The organism is Alteromonas sp. MmMcT2-2 (assembly GCF_022348305.1).
Lineage (GTDB): Bacteria > Pseudomonadota > Gammaproteobacteria > Enterobacterales > Alteromonadaceae > Alteromonas > Alteromonas macleodii.
Genome location: NZ_JAKRFA010000009.1, coordinates 19,572 through 40,185, shown reverse-complemented (window position 1 = coordinate 40,185; position 20,614 = coordinate 19,572). Strand labels below are relative to the sequence as shown.

Sequence of the window (20,614 nt, the reverse complement as noted above, 5' to 3'; positions counted from 1 at the left end):
TTCCTTAAAATACGTCTTTACGACTTTGTTCTACTTCAACCAAAAGTGCGCGAGCGCGGTCAAGTTTGGCCTGCATAGACTCTACGACCTTACGAACTGAATCAACGCCAGTGTCTTTTGAGATAGCTTGTGGAAGCGTTACGTTAAAGTCTTTCTCCAAGTCTTCAACCAAAGCTGCGTTTTTCGCAATCAAGTCACCTTCCACACCTTCAAATCGTTGAAGGTAAGTATCGTGAACGAGTGTAGTTGCTACTTCGTGAAGCTGTTCCGCGTACTTAGCAACAACACGATCAAGACGTGTTTTAATATCGTCGATAACTTCAGGGCCTGTGGTAGGTTCTTTTTCGGTGGTTTGAACCTTGTTCACTAAGCCTTTCTTTTGATACTGGGACGCAAGTTTAACTGCGCCTAACGCCTGCCACAAGGCATGATTTAGCTTCTCTTGCTCTACGCGTACGTCTGCAACAGGCTTGCCTTCATCAATGGCGACTTTCACACCATAAATACCTTGCCAAATAGAGGCGTAAATAGGCACATACTGGGTTTCAATAGCAGAGTGAAAATCAACCTCTTCCCAATACTCAATCAGTGCATCGGTCTTAAGCGATTTATCTTTTGCTTCATACGCATCAACAACACTGCCAAACTTGCTTTCTAACCAATGTACCTCTTCCGTATATTCGCCGATGTGCGCGTGAAGATTGTTCACGTGATCGCCAATGGCACCGTTAGCAAGCGCCTGAGAAGATAGCATCGAGAAAGTGACCGCAGAAGCCAGTACCAAAGCACTCATTTTTTTCAGTGTTGTTGTCATAATTATTCCTAAAACGTTTGTCTTTTCACGCAAATGATACTTATTATCATTAATCAAGTAAAGGTAACTGAACGAGCCCACATGCTAAGTAACGTAGTGTGTTAGCCCTTATTTTTTCTGCACTTTCGACACAGAATACTGCATGTTAGTTCATTAACCTTCACTGAACGTACTGATATTCAACGCTATTTACAGAGCGCCAGATCATACATAGATTACATTTTAATGAAAATCCCGACCAGCATACACATAAGTAAAGAATACCAATTCGCATAGATAGTTGCCCACTCAGAAGGCGCTGGTAATTATCTATGCGGACTGGTATTAACGAATCTTTACAAACATCTGAACGAAAAAAGCCCGCAACCTTAGTTGCGGGCTCTTGATATTATTAACGCAGTAATTTCGGTGTTACAGGCTATCTAGCATGGTTTGCGCATCGCTAACGTCGAAACGACCTGGGTCTTCAACGTTTAGCTTTTTCACTTCGCCATCTTCCACAAGCATTGAATAACGTAACGAACGCAAGCCGCCGAAATTGCCCGTGTTCATGTCTAAGCCAATTTGCTTGGTAAAGAAACCATTGCCGTCTGCCAGCATTATGATCTCTTCAGCATTGCTTGCTTTGCCCCATGCATCCATAACAAATGCATCGTTCACGCTTAAGCAAATAATACTATCAATACCTTTGGCTTTAAGCTTATCAGCAAGCGCTACATAGCCTGGCAAGTGGGCTTGAGAACAGGTCGGCGTGAATGCACCGGGTACCGCAAACAATACGACGCGCTTATCTGAAAACAACTCGTTAGTTCCTGGGTTGGTTATCTCGCCATTTACTAAAAGGCTAAAATCTACTTCAGGCAAAGTGCCCCCAATTTGTATCATGCTACTCTCCTAGATTTTGTGACACAAATACACATCAAATCTGTGTTTTTTGCTTTCAATAGCCATTGATGCTTTTATTCCTGCCAGCACGTCTGCACTGTTTGGGCGTTTCACCACTACCCGATGCGTGGCTAGCTCTAGTGCTGGCGGTAACAGCGCATCTGCGTCTGGGTCATGACCAAGCAGTTGCTGAAACAGCCGCATTTCCTTTTTCACCAAGGCTGACTTCTTTTTGTGCGGGAACATGGGGTCTAAGTAAATAGCGTTCACATTCTCACCAGTGAAGTATTGCATTACCTCAGCACTATTTCCATGTTGAAGCGACATTTTAGCTGCAAGTTCCGGAAAACTAAGCGCTAATCTGCGAATACCATCTTCAAGCAAGGCGGCAACCACAGGCGATCGCTCTATCATTGTGACCTTACAGCCAACGCTTACCAAAACAAAGGCATCACGACCTAGCCCAGGCGTTGCATCCACTACGTGCCATGCTTCATTGCCTTTAAGACCAATGGCCTTAACAATGGGCTCTTTGCGCCCACCGCCGTACTGCTTGCGATACAAACTTGCCGGCGAAGCAAAATCAACCTCTACCGGATTCACTTTTTTCTCACCTGCGTCGGCAAGCCCTAGCACGCCGTTTTGTACCTGCAAATACAAGCCTTCGCTAGGCTTTTCACTGCTGCTAACAACAGGAAAACCCCACTTTTCGCTGATTGCACTAATTAATGCAGCGTCATCGCTATTGGTGTCATCACAAATAATTAAAGGCACATGATTAAGCATGACCGTACTGCTCCTTATGCCCTATCCATCTATTAATGATGGCTTGAGCGTGAGAGGGGTATTTGTCCCAAAGGGTATAGGCAATTTCCTGAACCTTAGGGATAAGAGCGGCGTCGCGTACTAGGTCTGCTATTTTAAGTTCGGCCATTCCCGTTTGCTTAGTACCCATAAATTCACCCGGGCCACGAATTTCCAAATCGCGCTGGGCAATATAAAACCCGTCGTTAGATTCGCGCAATACGCCAAGGCGCTGAGTAGCGGTTTTCGATAGTGGGCTCTGGTACATAAGTACACACTGACTTTCTACCGCACCACGCCCCACTCGGCCTCTAAGCTGGTGAAGCTGTGCTAAACCCAATCGTTCAGGGTTTTCAATGATCATGATGCTGGCATTAGGTACGTCTACGCCTACTTCAATAACGGTAGTCGCTACCAATAAATCCAGCTTTCCGTCTTTAAAGTCGGCCATAACCTGCGCTTTTTCAGCAGGCTTTAAACGCCCGTGTACCAAACCAACGTGTAGGTCTGGCAGCGCAGTACGAAGGGTAACCGCAGCGTCTTCTGCTGCCTGACACTCCAACACTTCCGACTCATCAATTAGCGTACACACCCAGTAGGCTTGGCGGCCGTTTTCTTTACAGGCCTGACGTACGCGCTCTATCACATCGGCGCGGCGTGTATCGGGTAATACCACGGTTTGCACCGGTGTTCTGCCCGGTGGCAACTCATCAATTATAGAGGTGTCTAAATCAGCATAGGCTGTCATTGCCAACGTTCTTGGAATAGGCGTTGCCGTCATAATTAGCTGATGAGGGTAGCGACCTTGCTGTTCGCCTTTATCGCGCAGGGCCAAACGCTGATGTACACCAAAGCGGTGTTGTTCATCCACAATAACCAGCGCTAGCTGCTGGTAGTTCACGCTTTCCTGGAAGATGGCGTGAGTACCCACCAGCATTTGAATATCGCCAGCTTCTAAGCGGGCTAATACTTCATTGCGGGCTTTGCCTTTCAGCTTGCCGGCAAGCCAGCCTACTTCAATACCTAAAGGTTCTAGCCAGCCACGAAAGTTATTGGCATGCTGTTCAGCCAACAGCTCAGTAGGTGCCATTAATGCTACCTGATGCCCTGCACCAATGGCTGATAGCGCTGCCAGTGCGGCAACCAAGGTTTTACCAGAGCCAACGTCTCCTTGAACCAAGCGCATCATGGGGCGCGCATGCTGCATATCTTTTTGAATGTCTTGCACCACGCGAGCCTGAGCACCTGTGGGGGAAAATGGTAATTGGGCAAGCATTTTATCGATAAGCGGCTGATTCACCTTAATGGGAATGCCAGGCTGCGCATCTGATAGCTTTCGCACTTTCAACACACTAAGGTGATGAGACAGCAGCTCTTCAAGAATTAACCGATACTGGGCAGGGTGCAACCCCTCTTCCATTTCGTGTACGTCTACATCGGGTGGTGGGCGATGCACCAAATGAAGCGCCTCATTAAGGCTAATTTGGTCATCGTAAATACCGTCGGGCAGTAAGTCGGCCAGCGCCCCTTTATCCAAAAGCTTTAAAGCTTGGTCAGTCAAATTACGAAGGGTTAGCTGCTTAACACCGTCTGTGGTGGGGTAAACTGGCGTTAGTGATTCTTCTGATGGTGGCGCGTCTTCATCCACTAATTTAAATTCGGGATGCATCATTTCAATGCCCCACTTGCCAGTACGCACTTCTCCAAAACAGCGCACCGTGTTGCCTGGTGTCATGATTGAACGCTGCACCGCACCAAAGTGGAAAAAGCGTAAGGTTATGGTACCCGTACCGTCGCTAAGCTTGACCACCAGCATGCGCTTCTTGCCATATTGAATGTCGGCGCTCATTACCTGGCCCTGCACGCTTACATGGGTAAACGGGCGGCACTCTGCCACGCTATAAATACGGGTTCTGTCTTCGTAGCGGTGAGGAAGATGAAACAGAATATCTTGAAGGGTAAACAAACCTATTTTGTTAAGCTTTTCTGCCACCTTTGCGCCTACGCCTTTAAGCGCAGTAATGGGTGTAGTGGCCAGTGCTTGCATCAAGCGATATCCTTCTTTTGGAACATTAACTATTTAACCTTTGAATTGGCACAAGCTGGTGTTATTCAACATGTTATAGGAAAAGAAGTGTAAAGGATTGTTGAGGGGTTGGCGAGTACGCTTTAGGCCAGTTTTTTACGCTGGCCCCTATACAAGTAAGAGCAAAACTAAAAGTGCAACCAATAGGTTAGGCCCTAGTCGGCCTCTAGCGCGTTTGCTTCTGCTTTTGTGATCTGCATTTCTTTCCACCAGCTATCGTCGGCATCCACTTCACCAATGGCGTTAATAGCAGGCAAAGGCAAACCTTTGCGTTGGCAAAGTTTATACAAACGCGGGTAACCATTTTGAAAGGCCAATGCTTGGCACTCTTCTTCTGGTAACTGCTGGGTGTTATACATACCTGCAATAGTACGTTGGCGCTGGGCTTCGTAAAGTACTAGCGCTGCGGCTACCGATACGTTCAACGACTGCACCATGCCCATCATAGGAATAACAATGTCATGGTCGGCAACGGCTTTCGCCTCATCAGAGGCACCGTATTTCTCTTGACCAAACAAAATAGCCGTAGGCTTGGTGTAATCAATATCACGAAAATCGACAGCGGTATCAGATAAGTGGGTTACCAACACCTGCATGCCTTGGCCTTTTAGTTCAGTCATCGCGTCGTTGATATTATCGTGATTGGTTTGACGCACCCATTGTTGGCTGCCCATAGCGGTGCCGCGACGAAACTGGTATTTCTTTTCCCACACGGTGTGAACGCGATGAATACCCACTGCATCACAGGTTCTCACTACTGCAGATACATTATGCGGCTTGTGTACATTTTCAAGGCAAACCGTAAGATCAGTTTGCCTTCTTTCCAGCACTTGTCTTATGCGCTGGTAACGCTCAGGTGACATGGCTTACTCCGGCAGTTCCATTACACCATCAATTTCAATTTGTGCACCTTTAGGCAATGCAGACACCTGAACGGCTGCGCGTGCTGGGTAAGGCTTAGTGAAGTAACGGCTCATAATTTCATTAACCGTTGCAAAGTGACCTAGGTCGATAAGGAAGATGTTCACCTTCACTAAGTCGTTTGTAGTGCCGCCCGCAGCGTCACACACCGCTTTAATGTTCTCAAAAACTTGTACAGCTTGCGCTTCAAAGTCGTCAGAAACCATTTCCATAGTTTCAGCAACAAGAGGAATTTGACCTGAAAGATAAACGGTAGTACCTGCTTTAACCGCTTGGCTGTAAGTACCAATAGCAGCAGGTGCCTTATCGGTCTGAATAATAGACTTAGACATAGTAGTTCCTAAATAATGTAGTAATTAGTGTCGTGATTGACTATGACGAGACACTCTTTGAACTTCCGGCATAGTACGTATTTTCTTCATTACGCGAGCCAAGTGCACACGGTTGTGCGTGGTAAGTTCAAGGTCAATAAAGTAGATATTACTCTCTTTCTCTTCAGTTTGCAGACCAATGATATTGGAATCGCACCCTGAAATGGTGTTCGTTAAAGTTGCCAGTGTGCCCTGATGGTTAAACAACTCTATACGCAATGACGCTTTAAATTCGCCTTGCGGGTTGTCGTCCCACTGCATGGGCAATACGCGTTGAGGTTCTTCGCGTGTTAGCTTGCGAATATTATTACACCCAATTTGGTGAATAGTCATGCCGCGGCCGGGGCTCAATACCGCTACAATTTCATCGTCTGGAATAGGATGGCAACAACGAGAATAGTGAACAAGCAGGCCTTCTGTGCCGCGAATAGCCACATTACCTTTCTTGTCTGATAAGTCTGTTGTGCTTTCACCCAATAAACGGCGCGCTACAATTGCGCTTAGCTCGTTACCAAGGCCGATATCTACTAGCAAGTCGTCAAAATTAGCGTGCTTGGTTTCGGCTACCACACGTTCGATATCTTCGTTTGGAATATCGTCTAGTTTAACGCTGCCTAACGCATGACGAAGTAGACGGTTACCCATGTTCACCGCTTCTTGAGAATGCTGTTTACGCAGATACTGACGAATACGGGTACGCGCACGAGCGCTCACCACAAAGTTTAGCCAATTTGCATTAGGCTTCGCTTTCGGCGAGGTAATAATTTCCACGGTTTGACCGTTTTCAAGCGGCTTGCTTAAGCTAAAGTTTCTGCGCTCTACGCGCACACCTACGCAGGTATTACCCACATCAGAATGCACGGCATAAGCGAAGTCAACGGCGGTTGCGCCCGTTGGCAATTCGATAATACGTCCGTCTGGTGTAAATACGTAAATTTCATCAGGGAACAGGTCGGTTTTTACCGACTCGATGAATTCAAAGGATGAGCTGGCCGATTGCTGAAGCTCAAGCAGGCTTTGCATCCACTTGCGCGCTCGAAGCTGTGCAGTGGTGCCATTATCGCCAGGCTCTTTGTAAAGCCAGTGCGCCGCCACTCCTTTGTCTGCCATTTGGTCCATTTCCTGGGTTCGAATTTGAATTTCCACAGGAATGCCGTGCGGGCCAATTAATGACGTATGCAACGACTGATAGCCGTTGGTTCGAGGGATAGCGATATAATCTTTAAAACGGTTTTCAATAGGCTTGTACAGCCCATGCATAGCACCAAGGGCGCGATAACAGTTATCTACCGATTGAACAACGATGCGAAACGCATAAATATCCATTACCTCATTGAACATCAGTTCTTTGTTTTTCATTTTGCGGTAAATGGAATACAAGTGTTTTTCGCGACCCAATACATTCGACTCAATTTGGTAGGCGTCTAAACGAGTGTTCAGCTCTTCGCGAATGTTTTCGATAATCTCTTTACGATTACCGCGGGCCTGGCGCACAGCAGACTTTAGTGCGCGATGACGCATAGGATACATGGCCTGAAAACCTAAATCTTCAAGCTCATTTTTAATGTCGTGAATACCCAAGCGGTGGGCGATTGGCGCGTAGATTTCTAGCGTTTCTAGCGCAATGCGGCGGCGCTTGTCTGGTCGTAATGACCCGAGCGTGCGCATGTTGTGCGTGCGATCAGCAAGCTTGATAAGAATAACCCTGATGTCTTGCACCATGGCCATCATCATTTTACGGAAGTTCTCCGCCTGCGCTTCCTGTTTAGTGCTAAACGCGAGTTTATCTAGCTTACTAACACCTTCTACCAGTTCAGCAACGGTATCGCCAAAAGCTTCGGCTAAGTCTTCTTTGCTGTAATGGGTATCTTCAATAACGTCGTGAAGGAGTGCCGCCATGATCGTTTCGTGATCAAGGTGCATGTCAGCCAAAATACCGGCGACGGCAACTGGGTGAGTAATGTACGGATCGCCGCTTGAACGCATTTGTCCGTCATGCGCTTCTTGCGCAAGCACAAAAGATTCTTGTACCAACTGAACGCGGTCGGCTGGTAAGTACTCTAAAACTTTCTGCTTTAAACCTTCAAACAAATACACAGTGAAGCGTGACCCTTATCTAACGTTACAACCCTAAGAATACGTTTAATTGTGCAAGAAGCCAATACGCCAAAAGTAAAGCGCCAGTGCTTTTTTCAAAGCACTGGCGCTAAAATACCGATAAAACCGTTAAAAAGAGGTTTTATTGATCAGATAGGATGTTTGCTACTGATGCAAATTCAGCATGTTCTTGCTGCTCTTGAGCTTGAAGTTCTGCTTGTTCAAGCGTAGCAGCCGTTACCAAACCTTCTTCAATTTCACGAAGTGCTGTAACAGTTGGCTTATCGTTTTGAACGTCAACCATAGGATCTTTGCCTTCAGTGGCAATTTGACGTGCACGGCGTGCAGCAACAAGCACTAGGTCAAAGCGGTTACCAATTTTATCTACGGCATCTTCTACAGTTACGCGAGCCATGTATTTCTCCGAAAATTAGGTTGAGCAAGTTATTCAAAAAACGGCCGCGTAGTATACACAGATACGTAGCGCGATCCTAGCGTTTTGTTTGAATTTGAAGCAGTCAGATCATGCAATTTATGCAGCGATCGTTCGATGCTAAAACAAAACACGTATTGTTAAGTTAAGCTTACGCGCTACCGAGCAGTTCGTCCAATAGCACTTGATGGCGCATTTGTTGTTTTCCCGTGCGAAGTCGCTGTGCTGTAACGATGGCTTCCAAATCGTTTAACGCAGTCGCAAAGTCGTCGTTGATAATTACACTATCGAATTCATTGAAATGAGACATTTCAGCTACGGCTTGCGCCATACGCCCTGCAATGACTTCTTCACTGTCTTGACCGCGATTATTTAAACGCTGCTCTAGCACGTCGAGTGAAGGCGGAAGAATGAAAATACCGCATGTGTCTGGCATAAGCTTTTTGACTTGGCGCGCGCCCTGCCAATCGATATCTAAAAATACGTCAATGCCACGGTGCAAAGTTTGTTCAATTGTCACGCGGGATGTGCCGTAATAATTGCCAAATACTTCTGCGTATTCAAAAAACACACCCTGTTCAATCAGCGCTTCAAACTGCTCTCGGCTCACAAAATGGTAGTGCACGCCGTCGACTTCACCCGGACGAGGTTGACGTGTTGTATGAGATACAGACACCTGCATTGGCGTAGCTGTATTGCTTTCATACTTTTCCATTAGCGCCTTTATAAGGCTTGATTTTCCTGCTCCAGAAGGAGCTGCAAGAATGAATAAGTTGCCGAGTAGTGAAGCCATAGGGTATTAAAATTCTTTCAAAATGTGGTGATTTCAAGTGGCAATGATAGCATATTAAGCGGTTGTGCCGTACCTTTCATTGCATAGTGAAAACTTGGTTCATTCTATCAAGCTTATGCCGATGGGTTACCACAGCAAAAATTAATGGGGTCAGAGTACTTTTTCTGGCCCTAAATGTACTCTGACCCCAAAACTAGGAAATAAAGCATGACTCAGCAACTTCTGCCGTGCGTAGAGATAAACCCATCCACTACGCCTGATGCCTGCGTTATCTGGCTTCACGGTCTTGGCGATTCAGGCCATGGTTTTGCGCCTATTGTGCCCGAGCTAAAACTGCCCGAATCAATGGCGGTTAAATTTCTCTTTCCTCACGCTCCAGAACGCCCTGTGACTATCAATGGCGGCATGAGAATGCGCGCTTGGTACGATATCAAATCGTTAGATTTTGAAAGCCGTGCGGACTTAGAGGGTGTAAAAGAGTCGGCTGCTCAGGTAGAAGCGCTTATCGAAGCACAAATTGAAAGTGGCATTCCTAGCGAACGTATTGTACTTGCAGGATTTTCTCAAGGCGGTGTTATTGCTCTGCACTTAGCACCTAGATATGCCAATAAATTTGCAGGTGTTATCGCTCTATCTACTTATATGTGCGAGCCATCACTTCTTGGAAGCGAATCAAAAGACACAAACCGCGAAACGCCAATTATGATGGCACATGGTGAGCAAGACGAAGTGGTGCCGGTATTTATGGGCAATGCTGCGTTCAAAACGCTGAGCGAAAGTGGCTTTAATGCCACGTGGCAGACTTACACCATGCAGCACAATGTTTGTATGCAAGAGCTTAACGACATAAGTGCTTGGCTTCAAAAAGTTCTAGGGTAATGCCTTAAGAGCCTGTTAGCCCTTGCTGCAAATTACGTTCATATAATAAAGATCAACAGCCTCTGGTATTTAAACAAAAGAAAAAGCTGGTGAAGCAACAAAAGCCAGCTTTCTTCTTAGCGTGAGTGGGTACACGTCTGTCGATTAAAAAGTCGCGCCTTCCGTCTCTTCTTTATTTCACGTTTATTCCAAAACTATTCGACGACTCTGTTGCGCCCCGCATTTTTAGCTTTGTAAAGGTTGTCATCGGCCTGCTTCAAACAAGCGTGCAAGTTTGTATCAGTAAGCGCTGTGGCTACACCAAAGCTTGCGGTTATCGAGTGATTAACATCACCTTCTACAAACGGGTTAGCTTCAACCACCTTCCTCATTTTTTCTGCTAATTTTACCGCTTGGCTCAACGTCGCATGAGGGAATAAGACCAAAAACTCTTCACCACCGGTTCTTGCCACCACGTCAGTAGTTCTTACTGCTTCTTTCATTAGGCGAGTGATGTGTATAAGCACTTCGTCACCAATATCGTGGCCATAGGTATCGTTGATTGTTTTGAAATGGTCAATATCTACCACCACCGCACTTAAAGGGAAATGAGCACCGGGATCTTGCATTGCGCGTTCAAAAAAAACAGCCTCAAGGAATCGCCGGTTAGGAAGTTTTGTAAGCGGATCGGTATTAGCCTGACGCATGCGCTCTAAATTTTCACGCAACATTTCTTTTCTGCTTTGATGCCAGAAATTTTCACCTATAAAGGCGACGCAAATAAAACAGAACGTAGCGATTAAGAAGCGGGAAACATGTTCTGCTGGGTACTCAGCCACTATTTTTTCTTGATTGTAGAGCATAAAAATAGCGATACCCATGGTTACTGCTACGTAAACCATGGCGGGCTTGAAACGCACAACAACTATCTGAATAAAAAGCAGGGGAAAAATAAAATAAAGCCCAGTGTTATTGAGCCCGCCGGTATAAACCAAGCCGTTTATGGTAAATGCTACCACTAAGCCTGCTAAATAATAGAAGACATCGACGCGAGGGAACATATGGGATAACGCCACATTGGCGTACACAAAAGCAGCTGACCCCGCCAGCGTTCCAACGAGCAATGGGTTGTTTGTGCCCATGTTGATCCACGCCATAAACGCCATAATGGTGCCACCAACATAAGATATGAAATATAGCGTTAAGCGCCTTCGTTTTGCTTCCGCTTCATCTTGCTGAGCACTTCTAAGTAATTGACGCAACGACGAACTGTCCATAAAAAGACTTATCTCCGCATTTAAAACTAATTAACCATTATTCCTTTCAGCATAGACTGAATGTTCAATAATAACCAAGGAGAAAACTGCGCCTAATTTCAAACATTAATACAGAAAATGCGTATACTACGGGGTATATCGTATGACGTTATGTGATACATCGTTTTAGTTTCTTTTTATATAGTTTGGAATAGCCATGAGTCACCTCAACACTACCCGCACCGTTCGAATTGCTACTAGAAAAAGTGCTTTAGCGCTTTGGCAAGCAGAGTATGTGAAGGCAAAATTGTTGGAGCATTATCCGTCAATGAACGTTGAGCTTGTGCCTATGAGCACGCAGGGCGACAAAATTTTAGACACACCTCTGGCGAAAATAGGTGGTAAAGGGCTTTTCATAAAAGAGCTTGAAATTGCCATGCTTGAAGGCCGTGCCGATATTGCCGTGCACTCTATGAAAGATGTACCGGTTGAATTTCCTGAAGGTTTTGGCCTTCACGCTATTTGTGAGCGAGAAAACCCGTTTGACGCTTTTGTCTCAAATAATCACGACAGTTTAGATGCCCTGCCCCAGGGCGCAGTAGTAGGTACGTCTAGCCTTCGCAGACAGTGCCAAATTCGCAAGTATCGCCCTGACCTTATCATTAAGGACCTGCGCGGAAACGTGAATACTCGCCTAGCCAAGCTAGACGCAGGTGAGTACGACGCTATTATCTTAGCTTCTGCTGGCCTTATTCGCCTTGAAATGGAATCTCGTATTCGCATGCCGTTACCTGCTGATATTTCACTACCCGCCGTTGGGCAGGGTGCCGTAGGCATTGAGTGCCGTAACAACGATGAAGAGCTAATTAAGCTGCTACAGGCGTTGAACCATACAGACACTAATACACGTGTTACCGCAGAACGCGCCATGAACGAGAGATTGGAAGGCGGCTGCCAAGTACCTATTGGTAGCTTTGCCACGCTTGATGGCGATGTGCTGACACTAACCGGTATGGTTGGTAAGCCAGATGGTTCAGAACTGCTCTTTGCTTCTGCTACAGCGTCGCGAGAAAAAGCCGCAGATATTGGTGTTGAAGTAGCGGAATCCCTTCTTGAGCAAGGTGCCGGTGAAATCTTAAAGGCGCTTTATAACTAAGTTATAGTTTGTCGAATGCGTGCAGGTTTACGCAGTAAAATAAAAGGATGAAAATTCGATAGTATGTTGCTGTTTACACGCCCACTGCCGAAGTTAAAAGCAAGCGCTTCTGCCTTTGAAAAAGCCGGAATTGACGCGGTAGGTATTGCCACGTCTAACATCATTGATATTTCGTCTGAAAGAAAAGCTGCTGCAGAATTTTTAGCGTCAAATGCAGTAAACGCAATTGTTGTTACCAGCGTATATGCTGTAGACACCGTTATTGAAGGCTTACGCGAAACGGCTAACGAATTACCATTGATCATAGCTGTGGGCGATGCCACTGCACGAAAATTACAAGCGGGACTTCAGGCGTTTTCATCGGCGCAGGTTGCTATTCCCGAAGCCCATACATCCGAAGGTATACTGGCAATGCACCAACTTAATGAGGCAAACTGTCAGCATGTCGTTATCATTAAGGGTGAAGGTGGGCGCGACGCCATAGCCACTGGATTAGACGAAAAAGGTATTTTAGTGAATAGCTTTTGCGTTTATAAAAGAGAGCAACTTACAAGCCCAATTTACACAAAGCGGTGGAAAATGGGCGAAGTTAGCGGCATTATCGCTACAAGCGAAGCAATGGCACTGCAACTAATTGCGCAATTTGGCCAAGCACTTAGATCTATTAAATGGTTAACAGTGAGCGACCGAATTGCCAAAACCCTCACTAGCCAAGGCATTGAAGAGGTAGCGGTTTGTCAGCGAGCCACCGATCAGGCACTCATCGCCTGGGTAAAGGATAACTGGGAGTATTGAATGGCCAACAACAATGAAAGTAGCCCACAAAAAGAGGAACTCGTGAAAGTGGAAGCTGAAAAAGACGTTATCGAATCTTCTGCCACGCACAGTGAATCAACACCGTCTGGTGCTGCTAAAAAGAAATCGTCGGGAAATGGTCTACTGTGGTTTGTTGTAATCATACTTTTCCTTATTGTGCTTGGTATGGCTGGCGCAGGTTACTGGTATTACATGCAGCAACAGTCGGCAAGCAAGGACTCTGAATCTGCACTTCAAACGACGACCTCTCAGCTAAACACTATTGAGCGTGAGCGCGCTGGTCTTGTTGCCTCTATCGACAAAGTAGCTCGTACCAACCAGACGTTAGAAAGCACGGTAGCCGAATTAAAAGCGCAAAACGAAAAGCTGACGCTGCAAGCTGAGTCGACTCTTGAACAACTAAATAATATGGAAGGTCGCCGCCCGGCAGACTGGCTTATTGCTGAAGCTGATTACTTAGTTCGCATGGCAGGCAGAAAGCTTTGGTTAGAAAACGACGTACGCACAGCAATTTTGCTGCTAGTTAACGCAGATAAACGCTTAAAGTCGTTGGCCGACCCATCGGTACTTCCGGTTCGCGCAAATCTTGCTGAAGATATTCAAACCTTACAACAGCTTAACCCTGTATCACAAAGTTCCGTCGCCCTCGCGCTTACGGGTATGATTGCTCAAATTGATAAACTGCCACTTGATACCTTCGAAAAACCAGAAGACGCCAATGCAGACGACACGACCTTATCGGAGTCAGCTGACGACTGGCAGGAGAACCTTGCAAAGGTGTGGCGTTCACTGGTGAACGATTTTCTTACCATAAAAACCATTGAAGGCCCGGTTGAACCAGTGCTTTCACTAGAAGCCCAGTTCCTAGCAAAAGAGCAGCTTCGTCTGCAGCTTATGCACGCGCAAACCGCCGCGCTTCAGGGCGATGCAGGGCTTTATAGCCAGTCGCTTCAATACGCTCAAACGTTAATTATTGAAAAGTTCGACACAGAGAAAAGCCAGGTATCGGGTTTTGTAGATGCACTACAAAACCTCATTGCTACCGACGTATCGCGCCCAATACCTACAGAGCTAGCGTCACAAAAACCACTAGAGCGTCTACTGGATAGCCGCGTTAAGCAAGTGTTCGGACAAGGAGCAAGTGCACTATGAAATGGTTAGCTATTGCCCTTGCGGTATTAGCCGCATTTGTTGTTGCACTCATTGTTGGCCCGATGTTGTTAGGCGATAAGGGCTACGTACTCATATCACTGGGTAACACCGCTGTTGAAATGACGGTGATTAGCTTTTGTATTTTAGTGATTGGTGCCGTCATTGCCTGGTACGTACTATCCCGACTGGTATTGTGGGCGTTAAGCCTGATCACAGGTTCACATAAATGGTTCGGCACCTTAGGTGAGCGCAAACGTAAGCGTGCGTTCTACGACGGCTTACACGCAATGGCTGCAGGTGATTTTGATACGGCTCAAAAGGCGCTAAGCAAAACCACCAACGGCGATTTCGAAGGCGTTAACTATTTGGCGTCAGCGCAAATTGCTTTTGCCAATAACGATTTAGCCAAAGCCCGTTATTTCCTCGTTCAGGCAACTGACTTTCCAAAAGCGAAAGTAGCCGCAACGGTCATGCACGCGCGTATTGATATGGCTGAAGAAAAATACGATGCGGCACTAGAGAAACTTAACGAACTTGACGAGCAAGAGCGCGAGAACAAGCAGGTTGTGCAGTTAAAAGCGCAAATTCTTGCCAAGCTAGGTAAATGGCAAGTACTTCAAGAGAATTTGTCAGGCTGGCGTAAAGTATTGCCCAAAGCAGACTACACTGCGTGGAGCCAGCGCATCGCCAAAGGTAAGTTTGCCGAAATTGCCAGCAAACAAGGTGCTGTCGAGCTTAAATCGTATTGGGAAACCCTACCTCGTAAGCTTCGTCACGACGATGCTTACCGCGCGGCCTACATTCAACAGTTACTTGACCAAGGTATGCATGCCGACGCACAGAATTTGCTAGTTGAATGGCAAAAACGTGGCCCGAATAGCGCCCTGTTTCCGCTGTTCACGCAGCTTAATATTCCTGATGCATCGCCATCACTACGACTGCTTGAAAGCTGGATAAAGCAAGACGAAGAAAACGTGTCGCTATACTCCACGCTAGGTCAAGTTGCATTTAACTCAGGCGATGATGTGTTGGCGGAAAAAGCCCTGCTTAAAGCCACCAAAATGAAGTCGCGCAAAGAAGACTTATTGCTGCTGTCTGCAATTAGCGAACGCAAGCACGACACAGCCACTGCGCTTCAGCTTTACAAGGAAGGTCAGCAGCTAGCCAGCTAGATGAATATTCATTTAGCTTTCTGGTAGTACTTGTATTACCCGTAAAATTGAAGATATAGTAAAAAGGAATTCTCAATTCGGGTTGTTTCAACCACAACCCGAATTGACTTAAACAACTTGTCGGAGTGCTTCACTGTTAACCCAGTAAGCTGAGACCGCGAAAGTGGGATCCGTAGAACCTGATCAGGCTAATACCTGCGAAGGGAACAAGAAAATACAATGTGCACAAGGTTAAACCGTGGTTTAGCGTTGTGAAGCGAAGTTGTTTTGCTGTTGATGATACAGACACACCCATGACGGTGCTGCTCGTCACTCAAGGTAAACTGTTCAAGTTTATCCCCAAGTCAACATCAACGGAGTAAAGGGCTGTAATCACCAAAACCTTTACCAACAATCTCGCTAAAGTAACGGGGTTATCCCCTTCAACACTTACACTTTGTATTCTCCTTCACTCCTGACAAGCATTTTTAGAACCTAAACTTAAAAGGTAAAATGCTATGTCGAACAGACGCGAACAGCGCCAACAAGCACAACAATTCATTAATGAACTTGCGGGCGAAGCTTACCCAAATTCAACACGCCACTACGAGTGTGGCAGCCGTGACGATATTCGTGTGGCCATGCGCCTTATTCACCAACACGACAGTTTAGTGGGTGGAACCGAAGACAACCCTATTTTAGAGCCTAACCCGCCCATTCCTGTGTACGACACCTCTGGCCCTTATGGCGACCCGCTAGAAAACATAGATGTACACAAAGGTTTAAGCCCACTTCGCCAAACGTGGATTGAAGAGCGTAGCGATACCTTTGAATTAGAGGGCGTTTCGTCAAGCTTTGCAAAAGAGCGTGAAAACGACATATTTACCGAAGACTTCCGCTTTATTCGCAGCCGCAAACCACTAAAAGCAAAAGCAGGCAAAAATGTTACCCAGCTTCACTACGCAAGACAGGGCATTATTACCCCTGAAATGGAATACATTGCCATTCGCGAGAATATGGGTCGCCAAGCCATTAAAGATGCCGAACTGACGCAGCAGCACAAAGGCGAACACTTTGGTGCGAATTTACCCGATACCATCACGCCTGAATTTGTACGCCAGGAAGTGGCCGCAGGCCGCGCCATTATTCCATGCAACATCAATCACCCCGAGTTGGAACCAATGATTATAGGGCGTAACTTTCTAGTAAAGATTAACGCAAACATTGGAAATTCAGCAGTCACCTCGTCCATTGAAGAAGAGGTAGAAAAGCTGGTGTGGTCAACGCGCTGGGGCGCCGATACCATCATGGATTTATCTACCGGCAGAAATATTCACGAAACACGAGAGTGGCTGCTGCGAAACAGTCCTGTTCCTCTTGGCACCGTCCCCATCTATCAAGCGCTAGAAAAAGTAAACGGTGTAGCCGAAGACTTAACGTGGGAGATGTTTAAAGACACCCTAATTGAGCAAGCCGAACAAGGCGTAGACTACTTCACCATTCACGCTGGCGTGCTGCTTGAGTACGTACACCTTACCGCAAAGCGGGTAACCGGCATTGTATCGCGCGGCGGCTCGATAATGGCAAAGTGGTGCTTAAGCCATCACCAGCAAAGCTTTCTGTATGAGCACTTTCACGATATTTGCGAAATTTGCGCTAAGTACGATGTGGCGCTGTCGCTAGGTGATGGCCTGCGCCCTGGTAGCGTAGCTGACGCTAACGACGACGCGCAGTTCTCTGAATTACGTACCCTTGGTGAGCTGACGAAAATTGCATGGGAGTACGATGTTCAGGTAATGATTGAGGGCCCGGGACATGTGCCAATGCATATGATTAAAGCGAACATGGAAGAGCAGCTTAAGCACTGCCACGAAGCGCCGTTTTATACCCTTGGCCCCCTCACCACCGATATCGCTCCTGGCTACGATCACTTCACTTCAGGTATAGGTGCCGCCATGATTGGTTGGTATGGCTGCGCAATGCTGTGCTATGTAACACCTAAAGAGCATTTGGGCCTACCTAACAAAGAAGACGTTAAACAGGGGCTGATCACCTACAAAATTGCAGCCCACGCTGCCGACTTGGCAAAAGGACACCCAGGTGCACAAATTCGCGACAACGCCATGTCGAAAGCACGCTTTGAATTCAGGTGGGAAGACCAGTTCAATTTAGCTCTCGACCCGCATACCGCGCGCGCTTATCACGATGAAACCTTGCCGCAGGCGTCTGGCAAAGTTGCGCATTTCTGCTCTATGTGCGGCCCTAAATTTTGCAGCATGAAAATTTCTCAGGAAGTGCGCGATGTGGCTAAACAAGCAGAGCAGCAAGAGTTTGAGAAAGAAAAAGGTATGAAAGACATGGCCCAGGCATTCAATCAGTCTGGCGCAGAGCTTTATCACACTGCAGATAGCAAGGTAGAGCTACCATGATGGCGAAAGCGTCCATAAGTCCTGCATCCAACAACCTCACCACTGCACTTCCTGTAGTGTGGTGTGTGGGAGGCGTTGACTGTAGCGGTGGTGCGGGTGTTACCCGCGACGCCATTACATTGGCCGATCTGAACATCCATGCCTGTGTGCTCACTACACAGCTTACCGTGCAGTCCAACTCAATCATGTTTAGTAAGGAAAGCATGTACGCGTCGGCATTAAATCAGCAGTGGCAGGTGCTGTTTGAAGATACCCCGCCACGCGCTATTAAAATTGGCGCTATTGCTAATGATGAGCAAGCGCTGTTGTTGTGTGCACGTATTCAAAAAACGTCTAACCCTCGCCCCTTCGTTGTATGGGACCCTGTACTGTCAACCTCGTCAGGTGGGGTGCTGAGTGAGTTAAGCGAAAGCGTAGTTGACGAACTGTTGAATACGGTAGATATCGTTACGCCAAATATCGATGAGCTTGCGTGGCTCACTCATTTACCAGTTGTTGATGAAGCGAGCTTGCTAACTGCAATCAATCGGCTAAGGAGTAAAGGCGCAAGGAGCGTTTACGTTAAGGGTGGTCACGCCCACTGGCAAAAAAACGTGAGCGATATTTTTGTTTGTGCCTCTCACACTCTTCGTTTTAGCCAGCCGAAATACGCTAACGGCAACCTTCGCGGCACAGGCTGTATGTTAGCCAGCGCATTAGCGGCATTCATTGTGCACGACTACTGCATTGAAGATGCACTTACGCTTGCTAATGCTTACGTCAGCGAAGTTCGTAGCCATACACTTCCGAAGCAATGCTCAGCGGCTAACGTAAATGCTATAAGTAGCGAATTTACCGCCTACTTTGCACGAACCAACGGTTTTCCCGCAAAACCAGAGAGCTTTCCGCTGGTGACCTTTCACCAACGTGGCGCCACTGCTAATGAAAAAAAACGGGATGAGGATACCCTTCTTGAAGCCTCGTCTTGTAAAGAAGCCCACTTTCCTGCACTTACTCATACTCATTTAGGCATCTACCCTGTAGTGGATAGTGTGCAATGGATAGCCCGCCTCTGGCCAACGGGCGTAAAAATTATGCAGCTTCGGGTTAAACAAGGCTCCCAAGAAGACATTCGTCAGCAAATAAAAGAGGCAATAGAATTGGTGAAACACACCAACTGCCAATTATTCATTAATGACTATTGGGAGCTGGCCATAGAACTCGGAGCTTACGGTGTTCATTTGGGACAAGAGGACATCGACACCGCAGACCTAAACGCCATCCGTAGTGCGGGTTTACGGCTTGGAATATCAACACACGGCTTCGCTGAAATTCAGCGTGTTCGCGCTTTAAACCCGTCTTACATTGCCCTTGGTCATATTTTCCCCACCAATACCAAAGACATGCCTTCAAAGCCCCAAGGTGTAGCACGATTAGAAAAATATGTGCAGCTTTGCGATGGCATTCCCACCGTTGCTATTGGCGGTATTAACTTGTCGCGCATAGGCGATGTAGCTAAAACCGGCGTTAACGGCATTGCTGTGGTAAGTGCAATCACTCAAGCAGCACACCCACTGAAAGCCTACCAAGCATTGGTTCAGGAGGCTGGATTTGCTTAGTCATTCAGCTACTCATTCACTTAGTCACTCAGTGGGCCAGCAGTTAGCGCATCAGGATATACGTCGCTACAGCAGACAACTCTTACTCGATTGCATTGATCACGACGGACAGCTTAATTTGGCGAATGCTCACGCTGTTATCGTTGGCTTAGGTGGATTAGGCAGCTTAACCGCCCGCTATTTAGCAGGCGCAGGCGTGGGCAGTATTACACTTATAGATGGTGACACCGTCGACATTAGTAATTTGCAGCGCCAGATAAGCTACAACGAAATGCACCTGGGCGAGCTTAAAGCCAAGTCGCTTTACAATGAACTGCGTAAAGTGAACTCGCATTTAAACATACAGTTTAAAAGCTTATTTGCTGATAGTAACAACTTACCAACGTTAATTGCATCAGCCACCTGCGTACTGGATTGTACCGACAACGTGACGGTACGAAGACAGATAAACCTGGCCTCGTTTCGCGCCTCTATTCCGCTTTTTATTGCCGCAGCCAGTGGGCTTACCTGGCAAGCGCTAAACTTGCCTCAAAACTCAGCCACCTGCGGTTGCTACGAGTGTTTAGTGAATAATGTTGCCGTACGCGAGGATTGCGTTAGCAAAGGCGTACTGGGCCCAGTAGTAGGCATGGCAGCGTGCCACCAAGCTACCCAAGCCTTGTTATTTCTGGCAAGAGGCTTCGATGCCGATATTAAATGGGGCCATTACGTAAACGCCCATGCAGGCCAAGGTACGCTGCAAAGTTTCAAGCTTCCCCCCTCTTCTTCTTGTGAGGTATGCCAATGACCCAAATTAACATTAACGTGAACAATCAACCAATGAGCGTGATTTCTCCTATATCACTTAGTGAATTAATTGCCCTTAAACAATTGAAAGACGAAGGCACTGCCATTGCCAAAAACGCGGCTATTGTCAGCAAGCAAGAATGGCCGACGACGTATTTAAGTAACAACGATTCCGTGGATATATTTACCCTAGTGGCAGGAGGCTAAA

Annotated in this window: 19 protein-coding genes and 1 riboswitch; of the genes, 9 read left to right on the top strand and 10 right to left on the bottom strand. The window is 46.8% G+C overall.

The genetic code is table 11. From position 1 onward, the window contains the following. Positions 1 to 4 precede the first annotated feature (4 nt). The 9 genes from MHM99_RS07705 to gmk all read right to left on the bottom strand — a co-directional run bounded on the left by MHM99_RS07705 (position 5) and on the right by gmk (position 9,204). Positions 5 to 814 carry a hypothetical protein gene (locus MHM99_RS07705; protein ID WP_014947811.1) on the bottom strand — a complete coding sequence of 270 codons (810 nt, stop codon included), beginning with the start codon at positions 812 to 814 and terminating at the stop codon, positions 5 to 7. A 411-nt stretch (positions 815 to 1,225) separates the two neighbouring features. Continuing rightward, positions 1,226 to 1,699: a peroxiredoxin gene (locus tag MHM99_RS07700; RefSeq protein WP_061093922.1), complete on the bottom strand. Its 474-nt coding sequence runs from the start codon at positions 1,697 to 1,699 to the stop codon at positions 1,226 to 1,228. Positions 1,700 to 1,708: 9 nt separating this feature from the next. Further along, positions 1,709 to 2,485 (bottom strand): class I SAM-dependent methyltransferase, encoded by a 777-nt coding sequence (locus MHM99_RS07695; RefSeq protein WP_168462690.1) that lies wholly within the window; start codon positions 2,483 to 2,485, stop codon positions 1,709 to 1,711. After that, complete coding sequence (gene recG, locus MHM99_RS07690) at positions 2,478 to 4,550, bottom strand: ATP-dependent DNA helicase RecG (RefSeq protein ID WP_168462727.1); 2,073 nt, start codon at positions 4,548 to 4,550, stop codon at positions 2,478 to 2,480. The genes MHM99_RS07695 and recG overlap by 8 nt, the downstream gene beginning before the upstream one ends. A gap of 194 nt (positions 4,551 to 4,744) precedes the next feature. Next, positions 4,745 to 5,452, bottom strand: a complete 708-nt coding sequence (trmH, locus tag MHM99_RS07685) for a tRNA (guanosine(18)-2'-O)-methyltransferase TrmH (protein ID WP_168462689.1) — start codon at positions 5,450 to 5,452, stop codon at positions 4,745 to 4,747. 3 nt (positions 5,453 to 5,455) lie between these two features. After that, positions 5,456 to 5,842: a RidA family protein gene (locus MHM99_RS07680; RefSeq protein ID WP_014975316.1), complete on the bottom strand. Its 387-nt coding sequence runs from the start codon at positions 5,840 to 5,842 to the stop codon at positions 5,456 to 5,458. A gap of 24 nt (positions 5,843 to 5,866) precedes the next feature. Next, positions 5,867 to 7,978: a bifunctional GTP diphosphokinase/guanosine-3',5'-bis pyrophosphate 3'-pyrophosphohydrolase gene (gene spoT / locus MHM99_RS07675; RefSeq protein WP_061093918.1), complete on the bottom strand. Its 2,112-nt coding sequence runs from the start codon at positions 7,976 to 7,978 to the stop codon at positions 5,867 to 5,869. 142 nt (positions 7,979 to 8,120) lie between these two features. Then, positions 8,121 to 8,393: a DNA-directed RNA polymerase subunit omega gene (rpoZ, locus tag MHM99_RS07670; protein ID WP_014947805.1), complete on the bottom strand. Its 273-nt coding sequence runs from the start codon at positions 8,391 to 8,393 to the stop codon at positions 8,121 to 8,123. Between the two features lie 169 nt (positions 8,394 to 8,562). Next, positions 8,563 to 9,204: a guanylate kinase gene (gene gmk, locus MHM99_RS07665; RefSeq protein ID WP_014947804.1), complete on the bottom strand. Its 642-nt coding sequence runs from the start codon at positions 9,202 to 9,204 to the stop codon at positions 8,563 to 8,565. A gap of 207 nt (positions 9,205 to 9,411) precedes the next feature. Between gmk and MHM99_RS07660 the strand changes: the two genes are divergently transcribed. Next, complete coding sequence (locus tag MHM99_RS07660) at positions 9,412 to 10,083, top strand: alpha/beta fold hydrolase (protein ID WP_061093917.1); 672 nt, start codon at positions 9,412 to 9,414, stop codon at positions 10,081 to 10,083. A gap of 194 nt (positions 10,084 to 10,277) precedes the next feature. Here the strand turns inward: MHM99_RS07660 and MHM99_RS07655 are convergent, their stop codons facing one another. Further along, entirely contained in the window at positions 10,278 to 11,339 is a 1,062-nt protein-coding gene (locus MHM99_RS07655) for a GGDEF domain-containing protein (RefSeq protein ID WP_049587575.1), read from the bottom strand. 196 nt (positions 11,340 to 11,535) lie between these two features. Here MHM99_RS07655 and hemC point away from each other — a divergent pair, with 196 nt between their 5' ends. The 8 genes from hemC (at position 11,536) to thiS (ending at position 20,613) form a co-directional block, all read left to right on the top strand. Beyond that, positions 11,536 to 12,474, top strand: a complete 939-nt coding sequence (hemC, locus tag MHM99_RS07650; protein WP_061093916.1) for a hydroxymethylbilane synthase — start codon at positions 11,536 to 11,538, stop codon at positions 12,472 to 12,474. A 63-nt stretch (positions 12,475 to 12,537) separates the two neighbouring features. Then, positions 12,538 to 13,269, top strand: a complete 732-nt coding sequence (locus MHM99_RS07645) for a uroporphyrinogen-III synthase (RefSeq protein ID WP_061093915.1) — start codon at positions 12,538 to 12,540, stop codon at positions 13,267 to 13,269. After that, positions 13,270 to 14,442 (top strand): uroporphyrinogen-III C-methyltransferase, encoded by a 1,173-nt coding sequence (locus tag MHM99_RS07640; protein WP_061093914.1) that lies wholly within the window; start codon positions 13,270 to 13,272, stop codon positions 14,440 to 14,442. Then, entirely contained in the window at positions 14,439 to 15,614 is a 1,176-nt protein-coding gene (locus MHM99_RS07635) for a heme biosynthesis HemY N-terminal domain-containing protein (protein WP_061438950.1), read from the top strand. The genes MHM99_RS07640 and MHM99_RS07635 overlap by 4 nt, the downstream gene beginning before the upstream one ends. Positions 15,615 to 15,725: 111 nt before the next feature. Continuing rightward, a riboswitch (TPP riboswitch) is annotated at positions 15,726 to 15,837 on the top strand. A gap of 274 nt (positions 15,838 to 16,111) precedes the next feature. After that, positions 16,112 to 18,022, top strand: coding sequence for a phosphomethylpyrimidine synthase ThiC (gene thiC, locus MHM99_RS07630; RefSeq protein ID WP_239218808.1), 1,911 nt, complete (start codon positions 16,112 to 16,114; stop codon positions 18,020 to 18,022). Continuing rightward, positions 18,019 to 19,620 (top strand): thiamine phosphate synthase, encoded by a 1,602-nt coding sequence (gene thiE / locus MHM99_RS07625; RefSeq protein ID WP_239218806.1) that lies wholly within the window; start codon positions 18,019 to 18,021, stop codon positions 19,618 to 19,620. The genes thiC and thiE overlap by 4 nt, the downstream gene beginning before the upstream one ends. Continuing rightward, positions 19,613 to 20,407 carry a HesA/MoeB/ThiF family protein gene (locus MHM99_RS07620; protein WP_239218804.1) on the top strand — a complete coding sequence of 265 codons (795 nt, stop codon included), beginning with the start codon at positions 19,613 to 19,615 and terminating at the stop codon, positions 20,405 to 20,407. Before thiE ends, MHM99_RS07620 begins: the two co-directional genes overlap by 8 nt. Beyond that, positions 20,404 to 20,613 (top strand): sulfur carrier protein ThiS, encoded by a 210-nt coding sequence (gene thiS, locus MHM99_RS07615; protein ID WP_239218802.1) that lies wholly within the window; start codon positions 20,404 to 20,406, stop codon positions 20,611 to 20,613. Before MHM99_RS07620 ends, thiS begins: the two co-directional genes overlap by 4 nt. Position 20,614: the final 1 nt, after the last annotated feature.

What these genes read in the sequence shown, in the direction of transcription:
- MHM99_RS07680 (WP_014975316.1), bottom strand. Translation starts at nt 5,842, where the DNA reads ATGTCTAAGTCTATTATTCAGACCGATAAGGCACCTGCTGCTATTGGT.
- MHM99_RS07635 (WP_061438950.1), top strand. Translation starts at nt 14,439, where the DNA reads ATGAAATGGTTAGCTATTGCCCTTGCGGTATTAGCCGCATTTGTTGTT.
- thiC (WP_239218808.1), top strand. Translation starts at nt 16,112, where the DNA reads ATGTCGAACAGACGCGAACAGCGCCAACAAGCACAACAATTCATTAAT.
- MHM99_RS07640 (WP_061093914.1), top strand. Translation starts at nt 13,270, where the DNA reads ATGGCCAACAACAATGAAAGTAGCCCACAAAAAGAGGAACTCGTGAAA.
- MHM99_RS07645 (WP_061093915.1), top strand. Translation starts at nt 12,538, where the DNA reads ATGTTGCTGTTTACACGCCCACTGCCGAAGTTAAAAGCAAGCGCTTCT.
- gmk (WP_014947804.1), bottom strand. Translation starts at nt 9,204, where the DNA reads ATGGCTTCACTACTCGGCAACTTATTCATTCTTGCAGCTCCTTCTGGA.
- MHM99_RS07695 (WP_168462690.1), bottom strand. Translation starts at nt 2,485, where the DNA reads ATGCTTAATCATGTGCCTTTAATTATTTGTGATGACACCAATAGCGAT.
- thiE (WP_239218806.1), top strand. Translation starts at nt 18,019, where the DNA reads ATGATGGCGAAAGCGTCCATAAGTCCTGCATCCAACAACCTCACCACT.
- thiS (WP_239218802.1), top strand. Translation starts at nt 20,404, where the DNA reads ATGACCCAAATTAACATTAACGTGAACAATCAACCAATGAGCGTGATT.
- rpoZ (WP_014947805.1), bottom strand. Translation starts at nt 8,393, where the DNA reads ATGGCTCGCGTAACTGTAGAAGATGCCGTAGATAAAATTGGTAACCGC.
- MHM99_RS07655 (WP_049587575.1), bottom strand. Translation starts at nt 11,339, where the DNA reads ATGGACAGTTCGTCGTTGCGTCAATTACTTAGAAGTGCTCAGCAAGAT.
- hemC (WP_061093916.1), top strand. Translation starts at nt 11,536, where the DNA reads ATGAGTCACCTCAACACTACCCGCACCGTTCGAATTGCTACTAGAAAA.
- MHM99_RS07705 (WP_014947811.1), bottom strand. Translation starts at nt 814, where the DNA reads ATGACAACAACACTGAAAAAAATGAGTGCTTTGGTACTGGCTTCTGCG.
- MHM99_RS07660 (WP_061093917.1), top strand. Translation starts at nt 9,412, where the DNA reads ATGACTCAGCAACTTCTGCCGTGCGTAGAGATAAACCCATCCACTACG.
- trmH (WP_168462689.1), bottom strand. Translation starts at nt 5,452, where the DNA reads ATGTCACCTGAGCGTTACCAGCGCATAAGACAAGTGCTGGAAAGAAGG.
- MHM99_RS07700 (WP_061093922.1), bottom strand. Translation starts at nt 1,699, where the DNA reads ATGATACAAATTGGGGGCACTTTGCCTGAAGTAGATTTTAGCCTTTTA.
- recG (WP_168462727.1), bottom strand. Translation starts at nt 4,550, where the DNA reads ATGCAAGCACTGGCCACTACACCCATTACTGCGCTTAAAGGCGTAGGC.